This window comes from Geodermatophilus sp. SYSU D00708 (genome assembly GCF_054050115.1).
This window is the reverse complement of record NZ_JBJGYS010000017.1, coordinates 1-13904: the sequence shown is the minus strand read 5'-3', so window position 1 is coordinate 13904 and position 13904 is coordinate 1. Positions and strand designations below refer to the sequence as shown.

17 protein-coding genes and 4 tRNA genes are annotated in these 13904 nt (G+C 74.6%); 5 read left to right on the top strand and 16 right to left on the bottom strand.

The window, feature by feature from the left end; genetic code table 11:
• Positions 1-6 precede the first annotated feature (6 nt).
• The 15 genes from ACI79D_RS15290 to ACI79D_RS15220 form a co-directional block, all read right to left on the bottom strand.
• Positions 7-759 (bottom strand): YebC/PmpR family DNA-binding transcriptional regulator, encoded by a 753-nt coding sequence (locus ACI79D_RS15290; RefSeq protein ID WP_456919271.1) that lies wholly within the window; start codon positions 757-759, stop codon positions 7-9.
• Positions 756-1418 (bottom strand): pyridoxal 5'-phosphate synthase glutaminase subunit PdxT, encoded by a 663-nt coding sequence (gene pdxT, locus ACI79D_RS15285; RefSeq protein ID WP_456919270.1) that lies wholly within the window; start codon positions 1416-1418, stop codon positions 756-758. Before pdxT ends, ACI79D_RS15290 begins: the two co-directional genes overlap by 4 nt.
• The gene (gene pdxS, locus ACI79D_RS15280; RefSeq protein WP_456919269.1) at positions 1415-2323 is read right to left on the bottom strand and encodes a pyridoxal 5'-phosphate synthase lyase subunit PdxS; all 909 of its coding nucleotides are present in this window, start codon (positions 2321-2323) and stop codon (positions 1415-1417) included. Before pdxS ends, pdxT begins: the two co-directional genes overlap by 4 nt.
• A gap of 50 nt (positions 2324-2373) precedes the next feature.
• Positions 2374-2925, bottom strand: a complete 552-nt coding sequence (locus ACI79D_RS15275; protein ID WP_456919268.1) for a hypothetical protein — start codon at positions 2923-2925, stop codon at positions 2374-2376.
• An 11-nt stretch (positions 2926-2936) separates the two neighbouring features.
• A complete protein-coding gene (locus tag ACI79D_RS15270) occupies positions 2937-4169 on the bottom strand; it encodes a glycosyltransferase family 4 protein (RefSeq protein WP_456919267.1) in 1233 nt (410 codons plus the stop codon).
• The gene (locus ACI79D_RS15265) at positions 4169-5158 is read right to left on the bottom strand and encodes a phosphatidylinositol mannoside acyltransferase (protein ID WP_456919266.1); all 990 of its coding nucleotides are present in this window, start codon (positions 5156-5158) and stop codon (positions 4169-4171) included. The genes ACI79D_RS15270 and ACI79D_RS15265 overlap by 1 nt, the downstream gene beginning before the upstream one ends.
• On the bottom strand, positions 5155-5799 hold the full coding sequence (pgsA, locus tag ACI79D_RS15260; RefSeq protein ID WP_456919265.1) for a phosphatidylinositol phosphate synthase: 645 nt from the start codon (positions 5797-5799) through the stop codon (positions 5155-5157). Before pgsA ends, ACI79D_RS15265 begins: the two co-directional genes overlap by 4 nt.
• The gene (locus ACI79D_RS15255; RefSeq protein ID WP_456919264.1) at positions 5800-6384 is read right to left on the bottom strand and encodes an HIT family protein; all 585 of its coding nucleotides are present in this window, start codon (positions 6382-6384) and stop codon (positions 5800-5802) included.
• On the bottom strand, positions 6381-8405 hold the full coding sequence (thrS, locus tag ACI79D_RS15250; RefSeq protein WP_456919263.1) for a threonine--tRNA ligase: 2025 nt from the start codon (positions 8403-8405) through the stop codon (positions 6381-6383). The genes ACI79D_RS15255 and thrS overlap by 4 nt, the downstream gene beginning before the upstream one ends.
• 107 nt (positions 8406-8512) lie before the next feature.
• The gene (locus tag ACI79D_RS15245; protein WP_456919262.1) at positions 8513-9064 is read right to left on the bottom strand and encodes an MOSC N-terminal beta barrel domain-containing protein; all 552 of its coding nucleotides are present in this window, start codon (positions 9062-9064) and stop codon (positions 8513-8515) included.
• A complete protein-coding gene (locus tag ACI79D_RS15240) occupies positions 9061-9504 on the bottom strand; it encodes an HNH endonuclease (RefSeq protein WP_456919261.1) in 444 nt (147 codons plus the stop codon). Before ACI79D_RS15240 ends, ACI79D_RS15245 begins: the two co-directional genes overlap by 4 nt.
• A gap of 88 nt (positions 9505-9592) precedes the next feature.
• Positions 9593-9664: transfer RNA gene (locus ACI79D_RS15235), tRNA-Val, on the bottom strand.
• 25 nt (positions 9665-9689) lie between these two features.
• Positions 9690-10040, bottom strand: a complete 351-nt coding sequence (locus ACI79D_RS15230) for a TIGR02611 family protein (protein WP_456919384.1) — start codon at positions 10038-10040, stop codon at positions 9690-9692.
• 134 nt (positions 10041-10174) lie between these two features.
• Entirely contained in the window at positions 10175-11053 is an 879-nt protein-coding gene (locus ACI79D_RS15225; RefSeq protein WP_456919260.1) for an anti-sigma factor, read from the bottom strand.
• Positions 11050-11688, bottom strand: coding sequence for a sigma-70 family RNA polymerase sigma factor (locus ACI79D_RS15220; protein ID WP_456919259.1), 639 nt, complete (start codon positions 11686-11688; stop codon positions 11050-11052). The genes ACI79D_RS15225 and ACI79D_RS15220 overlap by 4 nt, the downstream gene beginning before the upstream one ends.
• A 128-nt stretch (positions 11689-11816) precedes the next feature.
• Here ACI79D_RS15220 and ACI79D_RS15215 point away from each other — a divergent pair, with 128 nt between their 5' ends.
• The 4 genes from ACI79D_RS15215 (at position 11817) to ACI79D_RS15200 (ending at position 12625) form a co-directional block, all read left to right on the top strand.
• The gene (locus ACI79D_RS15215) at positions 11817-12266 is read left to right on the top strand and encodes an SsgA family sporulation/cell division regulator (protein WP_456919258.1); all 450 of its coding nucleotides are present in this window, start codon (positions 11817-11819) and stop codon (positions 12264-12266) included.
• A gap of 68 nt (positions 12267-12334) precedes the next feature.
• Positions 12335-12407: transfer RNA gene (locus tag ACI79D_RS15210), tRNA-Gly, on the top strand.
• A 43-nt stretch (positions 12408-12450) separates the two neighbouring features.
• Positions 12451-12521: transfer RNA gene (locus ACI79D_RS15205), tRNA-Cys, on the top strand.
• Positions 12522-12553: 32 nt separating this feature from the next.
• Positions 12554-12625: transfer RNA gene (locus tag ACI79D_RS15200), tRNA-Val, on the top strand.
• A 145-nt stretch (positions 12626-12770) separates the two neighbouring features.
• On the opposite strand, the gene coaE is transcribed toward ACI79D_RS15200, so the two are convergent.
• The gene (gene coaE / locus ACI79D_RS15195; protein ID WP_456919257.1) at positions 12771-13367 is read right to left on the bottom strand and encodes a dephospho-CoA kinase; all 597 of its coding nucleotides are present in this window, start codon (positions 13365-13367) and stop codon (positions 12771-12773) included.
• 258 nt (positions 13368-13625) lie between these two features.
• Between coaE and ACI79D_RS15190 the strand changes: the two genes are divergently transcribed.
• Positions 13626-13784 (top strand): hypothetical protein, encoded by a 159-nt coding sequence (locus tag ACI79D_RS15190; RefSeq protein ID WP_456919256.1) that lies wholly within the window; start codon positions 13626-13628, stop codon positions 13782-13784.
• The last annotated feature ends 120 nt before the right edge of the window (positions 13785-13904 follow it).

The window sequence follows — 13904 nt, the reverse complement described above, 5'->3', positions numbered from 1 at the left end:
GGTCCTTCAGCCGACCTTCTCGAGCACCTCGTCGGAGACGTCGTAGTTCGCGTACACGTTCTGCACGTCGTCGCAGTCCTCGAGGGCGTCGATGAGCCGGAAGACCTTGCCCGCCGCCTCCTCGTCGAGCTCGACGGTGACGCTGGGCACGAACCCGGCCTCGGCCGAGTCGTAGTCGATGCCGGCGTCCTGCAGCGCGGTCCGGACGGCGACCAGGTCGGTCGGCTCGCTGATGACCTCGAACGAGTCGCCCTGGTCGCGGACCTCCTCCGCGCCGGCCTCGAGCACGGCCATGAGGACGCTGTCCTCGTCCACGCCGTCTGCCTTGGGCACCACGACGACGCCCTTGCGCGAGAACAGGTAGGAGACCGAGCCCGGGTCGGCCATCGAGCCGCCGTTGCGGGTCATCGCCGTCCGGACCTCGGACGCGGCCCGGTTGCGGTTGTCGGTCAGGCACTCGACCAGCACCGCCACGCCGGCGGCCGCGTAGCCCTCGTACATGATCGTCTGCCAGTCCGCGCCCCCGGCCTCCGCCCCAGAGCCGCGCTTGACGGCGCGGTCGATGTTGTCGTTCGGGACCGACGACTTCTTCGCCTTCTGGATGGCGTCGAACAGCGTCGGGTTGCCGGCCGGGTCGCCGCCGCCGGTGCGGGCCGCCACCTCGACGTTCTTGATCAGCTTGGCGAACAGCTTGCCGCGCTTGGCGTCGATCGCGGCCTTCTTGTGCTTGGTCGTCGCCCACTTGGAATGGCCACTCACGGCGTACCCCTCTCGTTCCCGGCGCCCGATCGGTCCGCCATCTCTCTGCGCACCAGGTCGACGAACAACGCGTGCACCCGGCGGTCCCCGGTGAGTTCGGGGTGGAAGCTGGTGGCCACCAGGTTGCCCTGGCGGACGGCGACGATCCTACCGTCGGCGTGTCCCCCGACGACCCGGGCGAGGACCTGCACGTCCTCGCCGGCCTCCTCGACCCACGGCGCGCGGATGAACACCGCGTGCACCGGGTCGCCGCCGAGCCCCTCGAACCGGACCTCGGACTCGAAGGAGTCCACCTGCCGGCCGAAGGCGTTGCGGCGGACGGTGACGTCGAGCCCGCCGACGGTCACCTGGTCCGGCGGTGAGCCGAGCAGCCGGTCGGCGAGGACGATCATCCCGGCGCAGGAGCCGTACACCGGCAAACCGGCGGCGACCGCGGCACGCAGCGGCTCGAGCAGGCCGAACCGGACGGCCAGCTTGGCCATGGTCGTCGACTCCCCGCCCGGGACGACCAGCCCGTCGATCCCGGCGAGCTCCTCGGGACGGCGCACGGCGACGACCTCGGCCCCCTCGGCGCGCAGGGCCGCCAGGTGCTCCCGGACGTCGCCCTGCAGGGCCAGCACACCGATGACCGGAGCCCGCGTCACGGCGGGCGCGCTCACCAGCCGCGGGTCGCGTAGCGCTCGGACTCGGGCAGCGTGGTGACGTTGATGCCGACCATGGCCTCGCCCAGCCCGCGGGACACCTTGGCGATGACGCCCGGGGCGTCGAAGAACGTGGTGGCCTGGACGATCGCCTCGGCCCGCTGCGCCGGGTCGCCGGACTTGAAGATGCCCGAGCCCACGAAGACGCCCTCGGCGCCCAGCTGCATCATCATCGCGGCGTCCGCCGGGGTCGCGATGCCGCCGGCGGTGAACAGCACGACCGGCAGCTTGCCCAGGCGCGCGACCTCGGCGACCAGGTCGTGGGGCGCCCGCAGCTCCTTGGCCGCGACGAACAGCTCGGTCGCATCGAGGGTGCCCAGCCGGCGGATGCCGGCACGGATGGCACGCATGTGCCGCACGGCCTCGACGACGTTGCCGGTGCCCGCCTCGCCCTTGGAGCGGATCATCGCCGCGCCCTCGGCGATCCGCCGCAGCGCCTCGCCCAGGTCGGTGGCGCCGCAGACGAAGGGCACGGTGAACTCGCTCTTGGCGATGTGGTGGGCCTCGTCGGCCGGGGTGAGCACCTCGGACTCGTCGATGTAGTCCACCCCGAGGCTCTGCAGCACCTGCGCCTCGACGAAGTGCCCGATCCGCGCCTTGGCCATGACCGGGATGGAGACCGCGTCGATGATCCCGGCGATCATGTCCGGGTCGCTCATGCGGGCGATCCCGCCCTGCGCACGGATGTCGGCCGGCACCCGCTCGAGCGCCATGACGGCAACCGCACCGGCGTCCTCGGCGATCTTCGCCTGCTCGGGGGTGACGACGTCCATGATCACGCCGCCCTTGAGCTGCTCGGCCATGCCGCGCTTGACGCTCTCGGTGCCGGTGGTGCCGGGAACGGTCTGGGTGTGCTCTGCCACGGGTTGCTGCCTAGGGTCGATCGGAGAGGGCGCGATCATGGTACGGCCGCTCAGGGCCGCGGCCGTCCCCCGCCCGACGCGCTGCTGGTGAGCTCCCGCAGGCCGTCCTCGATGTCGAAGAAGCGGGGCACCGGGCGGGCGGCGTGCAGTCGCAGCAGCGCGGTCAGCCGGCGGCTGCGCAGCAGGTGGGTGTCGCGGACGGCGTCGTTGTAGAACCGCCGGGCCAGCCCGATCCGGGTGGCGGTGCCGTCGAGGTCGGCCCGCAGCGCGGCCGGGATGCCGGGCAGGTCGGCCGGCAGGTCCCGCAGCTCGCGGCCGAGCGCGTTCTCGGCGAGCTCCCGGTCGCCGGCCCGCGGGCCGCGCGCCTCGCGGGCCGCCTCGGCCAGCCGGGCCGCCCGCTCCTCGCCCACCGCCGCGGCGTGGTCGCGGGCGAGCTCGGCGGCCAGGCCGACCCGCCGCTGGAGCTGGGTGTCGAGGGCGGTCCAGGCGCGGTCGACGCGCGCCTCCAGGCGGCGCAGCCGGGTCAGCGTCCACCCCGACCACAGCACCAGGAGCACCACGACGGTCGCGACCGCGAGCAGCAGCCAGACGTCGGGGGTCACGACGGGTCAGGCTAGCGCTGCACCCACCGCCGGAGGGCCGACCGCAGCGGGGCGTCGTCGAGTTCGTCGTCCGCGATCGCCGGCAGGTCGGCCAGGCCGTCGTCGGACTCCTCGGCGGTGACCTCGCCGGCGCCGGGCAGGACGACGGTCTCGTACACGTCGAGGATCCGCCGCGCGATGACCGCCCAGTCGTAGGCCGCGGCCGCCCGGCGGCCGGTCTCCGACAGCTGCGCCCGGCGCGCCGGGTCGGCGAGCAGGTCGCTCAGCGCCCGGGCGAGCGCGCGGGCGTCGCCGCGGCGCACGAGCACGCCGGCGGCGCCGTCCTGGAGGACCTGGGCGAAGGCGTCGAGGTCGCTGGCGACGATCGGCGCCCCGGCGGCCAGCGCCTCGATGAGGATGATCCCGAAGGACTCACCCAGCAGGTTGGGCGCGCAGTAGACGTCCACCGAGCGCAGGAACGCGCCCTTGTCCTCCTCGGAGAGCTCGCCGAGCAGGGACACGTGCGGTCGCAGGTCGTCGCCGAGCTGCTCGTACACGTCGTCGGGGTCGCCGCGGCCGGCGATGAGCAACTGGGCGCCCGGGTGCTGCCGGACGACGGTGCGCATGGCCTCCAGCAGGACCGGCAGGCCCTTGCGGGGCTCGTCGTAGCGGCCGAGGAAGCCGATCGTGGGGCCGTCGACCCCGCGGGTGTGCCCGGGCAGCATCGGGCCCTCGGCGAACGCGGCCACGTGGACGCCGTTGGGGATGATCACCGCGTCCCCGCCGAGGTGCTCCACCTGCACCCGGCGGGCGAAGTCGGAGACCGCGATCCGGCCGGTGATCTTCTCCAGCCAGGGGCGGATCACCGGCCCCCACGCCGCGAGCCACTTCGACCGGATGGTGGCGGCGTGGAAGGTGGCCACGATGGGGCCCTTCGCGATCATGCAGACCAGCAGCCCGATGGACGGCGGCGCCGGGTCGTGCACGTGCACGACGTCGAAGTGGCCCTCGCGCAGCCAGCGGCGCACCCGCGCGGCCGACACCGGGCCGAACTGCACGCTGGCCATCGAGCCGTTGTACGGGATCGGAACGGTCCGCCCGGCCCAGGTGACGTGCTCGGCGGGGAGGGACTCCTCGCGCTCGGCCGGGGTCAGCACCTCGACGTGGTGACCCATGCCGCGCAGCGTCTCGGCGAGGTCGCGCACGTGGTACTGGACGCCGCCGGGGACGTCCCACTGGTAGGGGCAGACCAGCCCGATGCGCATCAGCGCCGGTCCCGGACCGGGTCGGGCGCGACGTCGGGCCAGATCCGGCCGAGCACGTGCCAGTCCTCTGGCCGCAGGGCGATCTGCTCGGTGAAGGCGTCGGCCACCTCCTGCATGGCGGTGGCGACCCGGTCCCGCAGCCGGCCGGAGCCGTCCACCGGCACCTCCGGGCGGACCGTGAACCGCCAGCCGCGCTCGGTGAACGAGCAGACCGCCGGGTGCAGGGCCGCGCCGGTCTGGGCGGCGAGCAGGGCCGGCCCGCCGGGCATGGTCGCGGTACGCCCGAAGAACTCCACCGGCACCCCGCCCTGCCCGAGGTCGCGGTCGACGAGCAGGCAGCTCCACCCGCCGTCGGCGAGCCACTCGCGCAGCACGGTCGAGCCCGGCCGCGGCCCGCCGGTCAGCGGGACCACCCGCATGCCCAGGGACTCCCGGTAGTCGAGGAACCGCCGGTACAGCGACTCGGGCTTCAACCGCTCGGCGACGGTCATGAACGGGCCGCCGAGGAAGTCGACGAGCCACACCCCGGCGGCGTCCCAGTTCCCGCTGTGCGGCAGCGCGAAGACCACGCCCCGGCCCTCGGCCCGCGCCTTCTCCATGTGCTCCCTGCCGCAGGCCTCGGTGCCCGCGACGATCCGCGTGGCCGACAGCCGCGGCAGCCGGAAGGCCTCCTGCCAGTAGCGGGCGTAGGAGCGCACCGCGCGGGTGGTGAGCTCGTCGAGCTCGGCCTCGGACAGCCGGCCCCCGGTGGCCACCCGCAGGTTGCCGCGCAACTGGCGGACGCCCCGGCCCTCCCGTCCGGCCGCCCACCGGCCGCCGGCGTCGAAGGCGCCGCGGGCCACCGGCTCCGGCAGCAGCTTGACCGCACCCCACCCCGCCGCGTAGCCGAGGTCGGTGACCCGTGCGCCGACGCGGGAGCGCAGCCCGGGACGGCCGGGCTGGGTCGACGGGACCTCGGTCGGCGACCCGGCGTCCCGGGTGTCGGTCACGGGGCGGTGCCGGACGGTGGCGGCGACGCGGGCAGCGATCGGTCGCGGCCCTGCCGGTGGACGGCGGCGAAGCGCTGCCCCACGGTGATCGCGCTGCCGACGAGCAGCACCCACAGCGCGACGTGGATGGCGTACGGGATGCCCAGCCCGCTGAAGCCGGTGCCCACCAGCACGAGGATCAGCCGCTCGGTGCGCTCGACGATGCCCACGTCGCAGCGCAGGCCCACCCCCTCGGCCCGGGCCTTGACGTAGGAGGTCAGCACGCCGAGCACCAGGCACAGCAGGGCCAGCGCCACCAGCAGGCGGTTGTCCCCCTCGCCGGAGAACCACCACACCAGCGCGCCGAAGATCGCCGCGTCGGCCGCCCGGTCCCCGGTGGAGTCCAGCACCGCGCCGAACACCGAGCCGCCGCCGCGGGCGCGGGCCAGCGCGCCGTCGAGCATGTCGAGGAGCACGAACACCGTCACGGTGAACGCGCCCCAGAACAGGTGGCCGGTGCCGATCAGCCCGACCGCACCCGCGACCGCGCCGAACGTGCCGACGAGCGTGACCGCGTCCGCGGTCACCCCGGCACGCAGCAGCCGGGCCGCCACCGGAGCCCAGAACCGCCCGACGGCGGCACGGGCGTTGACGCCGAGCACTCAGTCCCCCTGGATCGCGGCGGCCTCGGCGGCCGGCCAGTGCGCGGCCAGCAGGGCCCGCGTCTCCGCCAGCACCTGCGGCAGCACCCGGGTCAGGCCGATGACCGGCATGAAGTTGGTGTCCCCGCCCCAGCGCGGCACGGCGTGCTGGTGCAGGTGGTCGGCGATGCCGGCGCCGGCGACCGAGCCCTGGTTCATGCCGATGTTGAACCCGTGCGCCCCCGAGACGGCGCGTACGACCCGCATCGCCGTCTGGGTGAACCGGCCCAGCTCGACGACCTCGGCCTCGGTCAGGTCGGTGTAGTCGGGCACGTGCCGGTAGGGCACGAGCATCAGGTGGCCGGCGTTGTACGGGTACAGGTTGAGGACCGCGTACACGCTCTCCCCCCGCGCCACGACCAGCCCCTCCTCGTCGCTCATCTGCGGGATGAGGCAGAACGGGCAGTCGTGGGCGCCGGTCGGCTTGCCCTCGCCGCGGATGTAGGCCATCCGGTACGGCGTCCACAGGTGCTCGAACACCGTCGCCGGGCCGCCGTCGTCGGCGGAGACGGCGACCCGGAAGCTGTCCTCCGCGCCGGTGCTCATCCGGCCACCAGCGCGTCGGCGGTCGGGTCCACGTTGGCCCGCCCGGCCACCCACGCGGCGATCGCCTCCACCGCCTGCTCGACGGGCACCCCGTTGTGCTGGCTGCCGTCGCGGAAGCGGAAGGAGACCGCGCCCGCCTCGGCGTCGGTGGCCCCGGCGATGAGCACGAACGGCACCTTCTGCTTGCTCGCGGTGCGGATCTTCTTCTGCATCCGGTCGTCGGAGTCGTCGATCTCGACCCGGATCCCGCGGGCCCGCAGCCGCAGCGCGACGTCGGTCAGGTAGCCGACCTGGTCGTCGGTGACCGGGATGCCGACGACCTGCACCGGGGCCAGCCAGGCCGGGAAGGCTCCGGCGTAGTGCTCGGTGAGGACGCCGAAGAACCGCTCGATCGAGCCGAACTTCGCCGAGTGGATCATCACCGGCTGCTGACGGCCGCCGTCGGGCGTCGTGTACTCCAGGCCGAAGCCCGCAGGCTGGTTGAAGTCGTACTGGATGGTCGACATCTGCCAGGTGCGGCCGATGGCGTCGCGGGCCTGCACGGAGATCTTCGGGCCGTAGAAGGCCGCCCCGCCCGGGTCAGGGACGAGCTCCAGCCCGGTCTCCCGGGCCGCCTCCTCGAGCACGGCCGTGGCGGTGGCCCACTCCTCGTCCGAGCCGATGAACTTGGGCGAGTCGTCCCGGGTGGACAGCTCCAGGTGGTAGTCGTCGAGGCCGAAGTCGCGCAGCAGGCCGAGGACGAACGCCAGCAGGTGGCGGACCTCGCCGGGCGCCTGCTCGGGCGTGACGTAGCTGTGCGAGTCGTCCTGGGTCAGCCCGCGCACCCGGGTCAGGCCGTGCACCACGCCGGACTTCTCGTACCGGTAGACCGAGCCGAACTCGAAGAAGCGCAGCGGCAGCTCGCGGTAGGACCGCCCGCGCGACCTGAAGATCAGGTTGTGCATCGGGCAGTTCATCGCCTTGAGGTAGTACTGCGCGTTCTCCAGTTCCATGGGCGGGAACATCGTGTCCGCGTAGTACGGCAGGTGGCCGGAGAGCTCGAAGACGTGCGCCTTGGTGATGTGCGGGGTGCCGACGTAGTCGAACCCCTCCTCGATGTGGCGCTGCCGGACGTAGTCCTCCATCTCCCGCTTGACCACGCCGCCCTTGGGGTGGAACACCGCCAGCCCCGAGCCGATCTCGTCGGGGAAGCTGAACAGGTCCAACTCCACGCCGAGGCGGCGGTGGTCGCGGCGCTCGGCCTCGGCCAGGTGCTCCAGGTACGCCTTGTGCGCGTCCCTGCTCTCCCACGCGGTGCCGTAGATCCGCTGCAGCTGCGGGTTCTTCTCGCTGCCCCGCCAGTAGGCGGCGGCGGACCGGGTCAGGGAGAACGCCGGGATGTTCGACGTCCGCGGCAGGTGCGGGCCGCGGCACAGGTCGGTCCAGACCAGGTCGCCGGTGCGGGCGTCGCGGTTGTCGTACATCGTCAGCTGGGCGCCGCCGACCTCGACGTCGGCCCCCTCGGCGGCCTCACCGGCGCCGCCCTTCAGCCCGATCAGCTCGAGCTTGTAGGGCTCGTGCGCCAGCTCGGCCTGCGCATCGGCGTCGCTGATCTCCCGGCGGGAGAAGTACTGGCCGGCCTTGACGATCTCCTGCATCCGCTTCTCGAGGGCCTTGAGGTCCTCGGGCGTGAACGGCCGCTCGGGGTCGAAGTCGTAGTAGAAGCCGTTCTCGACCGGCGGCCCGATGCCCAGCCGGGTGCCCGGGAAGAGGTCCTGCACCGCCTGGGCGAGGACGTGCGCGGTCGAGTGCCGGATCACCGCGCGGCCCTCCGGGCTGGCCGCGGGCACCGGGTCGACCTCGGCGTCGGCGTCGGGCACCCAGGCGAGGTCCTTGAGGTCCCCGGTCGCCAGGTCGCGGACGACGACGGCACCGTCGGGGCCCTTGAGCGGCACCCCGGCTTCCTTGAGCGCGTCCTGGGCCGTCGTCCCGGCCGGTACCCGGACGGGACCGACGGCGGTGGGCGAGGGCGGGGTCGACACGAGGGCGCTCCAGAGGATCGGCGGACTCAGCCCCCCGAGCGTAGTGCGCGACCCTCGTCACCCAGGGTCCACTTCCGGGGGCCGGCTCCGCGCCGCCGCCGCGGCCCTCAGGCGCCGAGGACCTCCACGGCGTCGCCGACGCGCACCCGCCCGGGCCGCTGCACCTCGGCGTAGACCCCGAGACAGTGCTTCGGGGTGCGGGTGACCCGCAGCCGCACCTCCCCGACGCGCAGCGTGCGTCCGACCCAGCCTCGCTCGTCGGCGCCCTCGGGCAGCTCCAGCAGGAGGTTGGCCCGCGGGTCGTCGGCCGAGCAGCCCTCGGGGACGTCGCCGGCGGCGGCCCGCTCGACCGCCGCCCGGCTGACCAGGTGCACCGCGGCCGCGTCGACCTGCGGAGCGTCGGCCCGCTGCAGCCGCACGGGTCGGCCGAGGACCTCGGTGAGGGTGACCGTGTCGGCCCCGGCGTCCCCCGTGGCGACGACGCCGGCCATGGCAGGGGTGGCCTTGACCGTCACCCGCTCCCCCGTCGTGGCGTCGACCACCACCCAGGCGCGGTCCCCGGCCAGGCCGGCCGGCCCGACCTCGGCCTCCTCGACGGTGCGCCCGCCGAGGCTCTTCACCGGGTAGACGCTGATCTGCTCGACCCTGCCCGCACTCACGAGGCGACCGTACGGCGCGGCACCCCCGGGCACCGGCGGCGGAGCCGGCGCAGCTGGGCGTCGAGGTAGGGCCGCGCGCGCCGCTGCCCGCCCTCGCGGGCGATGGCCGCCTCCAGCGCGGTCAGCGACCGGCCCAGCCGCGGGACGTCCACCGGCCAGCCGCGCCGCTCGCACTCCTCCAGCCAGTCGACCGGGCTGCGGTGCCCGCGCTCGGCGTTGCAGCGGCTGCAGGCGGCGACCTCGTTCTCGATCCAGGAGGGGCCGCCCTTCACCCGCGGGACGACGTGCTCGGTGGTGGCGCGCACCAGGCCGCCGAGCTCGCGGCCGCACCAGGTGCAGGTGCCGCCGTCGCGCTCGAGGACGGCGGCCAGCCGCTCGGCCCGCCCGGGCGCCCGCGGGCGGACCGGTTCGGGGTCGGGCGGGCGCCGGCGCGGGGACATCTCCCCCATGGTCCCCCTCGAGACACACCTCGGGGCGGGAACGCCAGAGGCCCGGCCCGCTGCTCGCGGACCGGGCCTCTGCCGGGAGTGGGCGATACTGGGTTCGAACCAGTGACCTCTTCGGTGTGAACGAAGCGCTCTACCACTGAGCCAATCGCCCGTGCGGGGTCCATTGTGCCAGACGGTCACCGCCAGAGCGGCACCCACCCCGGGACCCAGTCGGGGACGCCCATCACGTGCAGCGTGACGACCAGGACGCCGTAGACGAAGGCGGCCGTGCCCGCGGCGACCGCCAGGCGCACCCACACCGGCTGCCGGCCCAGCCAGTCGGTCCAGCGCTTGACGTGCTTCTTGGTGAACTCGAGCAGCCGCTCGGCCCAGAAGAACTCCGTGGCGAGGACGAACAGGCCGGCGATCACCGTGAGCCAGCCGGGCCCCGGCAGGGGGATGGTGGCCAGCCCGACGGCGACGATCAGGCCGCCGACGACGCCGACGCAGAGCCGGTAGGTCGACTCGACGGTCCGGCTGCCGGCCAGCCGCCGCCGCCAGCGGGTCTCGGCGACCCGCTCCCGCAGGCTGCGGATCCCGTCCTCGGCGAAGTGCGCCCGCAGCTCCTCGGCCGACTGGTGGTGGTGCCGCGCCCGCTCGGGCTGCGCCGTGTCCGGACCGGTCAGTTGGTCACCTCCCCGCGCGCGACGACGTCCGTCGGTGCCGACGGAGCCTGACGGCCGGGCTCGAGACTGATGCCGTACTCCGGGTGGTCGTCGAGACCGGTCGCCGCGGAGCCTACGGCCCGGAGGTCCATCTGCGGGCGGAGCACGTCGAACGTGCCCAGCGCCACGGGCGCCTGCCCGCCGAGGCCCCACACGACGTAGGTGTGGCCGCGGGCGTCGTTGACCGGCAGGCCGTGGGTGACGACCTGCACCTGCCCGGTGCGGGCGACGACGGTGGCCACCGGCGTGCCGTCGTCCCCGGACAGGGGCGCGACGACCGCGCGGCCCGGGGTGAGGAGCGCGTCGATCACCTGCGCCTGCTCGGCGACCGCGGCCTGCGCGTCGTCCCGCGCCGAGCTGAGGACGACGTTCCAGGTGCCCAGCGCGAGGATCGCCGCGACCGCCGCGGCGACCAGGGCGTTGGGCAGGACCCGTCGCCACGGTGTCGGGGGCCGGCTGTGCGCGGTGGGCGCCTCGAGGACGGGGTCGGGGAAGCCGCCGGCCGGCCGCGCCGGGGCGGGCCGGGGCGGCTCGGCGACGGGTGCGGGCGGCGCCTCGGACGGGGGCGGCGGCAGCTGCTCGGTGTGCTCCACCGCCGTCCGCAGCCGTTCCCGCAGCCCGGCGGACGGCGCGGCAGGCGGCAGCTCGTCGGCCAGGGCGCCCATCACCTCGCTGGTCTCGGCGACGGTGTGCCGGCAGCGGTAGCACTCGGGCAGGTGCGCCTCGAAGAGGGTCTCCTCCTCCGGCTCCAGGGCGTGCAGCGCCCAGCCCACGGCCAGCTCGTCGAACAGCTCGTGGTCCTCACGCCGCGGCGCGGCGCCCCGGGGGTCGTTCACCGGCTCGGCCCCTCGACCGGGGCGGCCTCACCGAGGGCACCGCCCAGCGACGCGTGGCCCAGCTCCTCCCGGAGCCGCCGCACACCGGCCAGCATCCTCGTCTTGACCGTGCCGAGCGGGGTGCCGGTCAGGGCGGCGACCTCCCTCTGGGTGTACCCGCCGTAGTAGGCGAGGGTCAGCGCCTCGCGCTGCGCCGGGGGCAGGGTCCCCAGCGCGGTCCGGACGCGCTCGGCCACCGCGTGCGCCCGGACGCCGTCCTCGACGTCCCGGGTCGACGTGGGCGCACTCCGCGCCAGGTCGTCCTCCGCGCGGCTACGCCGGCGGCGGTGGGACTCCTCCCGGCGGACGGCGTCCACCGCCTTGTGGTGCACCAGCGCCATGAGCCACGCCGGGAAGCTCCCGCGCCCGGCCTCGTAGGCGCCGGGGTCGCGCCACACGCCGAGGAACACCTCCTGCACGACGTCCTCGGCCAGCGCGTCGTCCCCCAGGATGCGGCGGGTCAGCGCGAGGGCGGGCCGGCCGAACCGGTCGTGGAGGTCGTCCACGGCCCTGCGGTCCCCGGCGCGAACGCGCAGGAGGAGGTCGGCGTCGGCGGAGTCCCCCGCGCGCCGTGCAGGACGGCTCACGGCTCCCATCGTCACACGCGTCGTCGGTGCCCGGGAGAGCCCGCGGTTCAGGTGGGGCCGGAGCGGGCACCCATGGGGGCGACACGCCCGGAGCGGCCGGTGCGTGACCACAGCCAGGAAAGGTCGTTGTTCGGAACATGACCAGCCGCTCGACGCCCGGGTACACCTGCCCCACGACCCTGCACCTCGTCGGACCGCAGTCGTGGACCGAGGTGCCAGCCGTGCTGTCCTACGACGTCAGCGACCCCTTCGCGGTCCGGATCACCTTCGGGGACACCGGGGCCTCCGACGACGAGGGCATCGCCTGGCTGGTCGGGCGCGAGCTGCTCCAGGCCGGCCTCGAGCGCCCCGCCGGCGAGGGCGACGTGCGGCTGTGGCCGTCCCGCACGGCCGGCGACGTCCTGTTCCTCCACCTGCGCGCCCCGTCGGGCGAGGCGCTGTTCGAGGTCTCCCGCGGCACGGTCGCCGGGTTCCTGCGCCTGACCCAGAACGTCGTGCCGCTCGGCGAGGAGGCGTCCGTGCTGGACGTGGACGACGAGCTGGCCACCCTGCTGTCCAACGGCGGCGCCGATCCGAACGGGCGCTGACCCCTCGGGGGGACCCCCCTGAAACCCGGTCTGCGGGTCCTGTATTGTTCTCCCTGCAAGACAGCAACGCGGACGTGGCTCAGTTGGTAGAGCATCACCTTGCCAAGGTGAGGGTCGCGGGTTCGAATCCCGTCGTCCGCTCGGAACCTCGGGCGCTGGTCGCGAGACCGGCGCCCGTGTGTGCGGTGGAGTGGCCGAGAGGCGAGGCAACGGCCTGCAAAGCCGTCTACACGGGTTCAAATCCCGTCTCCACCTCGGCGTCTCGCCGAGCCTGGTGAGGCGGAAACGGGCGATTGGCTCAGTGGTAGAGCGCTACCTTGACACGGTAGAGGTCACTGGTTCGAACCCAGTATCGCCCACAACACATCGAGAGGCCCGGGTCCGGTGGACCCGGGCCTCTCTGCGTCTCGGCGCGGTCCGTGGCACCTGTCCCGGGACGCTCGGCCGGTGCGGCTCCGGCTCGCCGGGTCGCCTCGCGCGCCCGGCGCCCGCGTCCCAGAGCCGTCAGCCCTGCACGGGTGCCACCCGCTCGGTCCAGAAGCGGTCGACCTGCGCCTCGAGCTCCTCCGGCGTGCCGCTGTTGTCGAGGACGACGTCGGCGACGGCCCGGCGCTGCTCGTCGGTGGCCTGGGCGGCGATGCGCGCACGGGCGTCGTCCTCCCGCAGCCCGCGCTGCACGAGCCGCCGGACCCGGGTCTCCAGGGCGGCCTCCACGACCAACACGAGGTCGTAGGACGCCGCCTGGCCGGTCTCCACCAGCAGGGGCACGTCCTGGACCACGACGGCGTCCGCCGGCGCCGCGGCGACCAGCTCGGCGGCCCGTGCGCGGACCAGCGGGTGGACGATGCCGTCGAGGCGCGCCCGTGCCTGCGGGTCGGCGAAGACCACCGCCGCCAGGGCGGGACGGTCCAGGGCGCCGTCCGCGGTGAGCACGTCCGGGCCGAAGGCGTCCGCGACCGCCGCCAGGCCCGCGCTGCCGGGCGCGACGACCTCGCGGGCGATGCGGTCGGCGTCGACGACCCGCGCGCCCCGCGCGGCCAGCAACCCCGCCACCGTGCTCTTCCCCGATCCGATCCCGCCGGTCAGCCCGATGCGCAGCACGCACGGACAGTAGCCACCGTGCGGTGCACGGTCACGGACCGGTAACGCCTGTCCGTCCCGCCCGGCGCGTCGCTCCAGTCACACGCGTCCCGTCGGCAACTCTGTCCCCGGCGCACTTCCCCGCCGAGAGAGGCAGAACCGACCATGTCCCGATCCGCCCACGCGGCTCCCTCGTCGGCCCCCGCAGCTGTCCGCCGGGGTCCCGGCCGACACCGGGCGAACCGCCCCGCCGGTGTGCGGTGCACCGACCTGCCGGCCGTGCGTGAGCGGCTGGAGCGCAACGCCGGTGTCCGCCCGCGCAACGCGTTCATGCGCTGGCTGTCGGCCACCGCCCCGGCCGGGCGGCACACCTGGCAGTTCCTCGCCCAGGCCGGTGGCCGGCCGCGCACGGCGTTCGCCATCATCCTCAGCCTCTGAGCAGGGATCCCGCCCGCTCGTAGAGCACTCCCCTGCGCCGCGCCCGCGGTGAGGTCCCCGCAGGGGCCGGGAGTCCGCGTGAACGACGAGAGAGGGCCCGTGGACGCACGTCCACGGGCC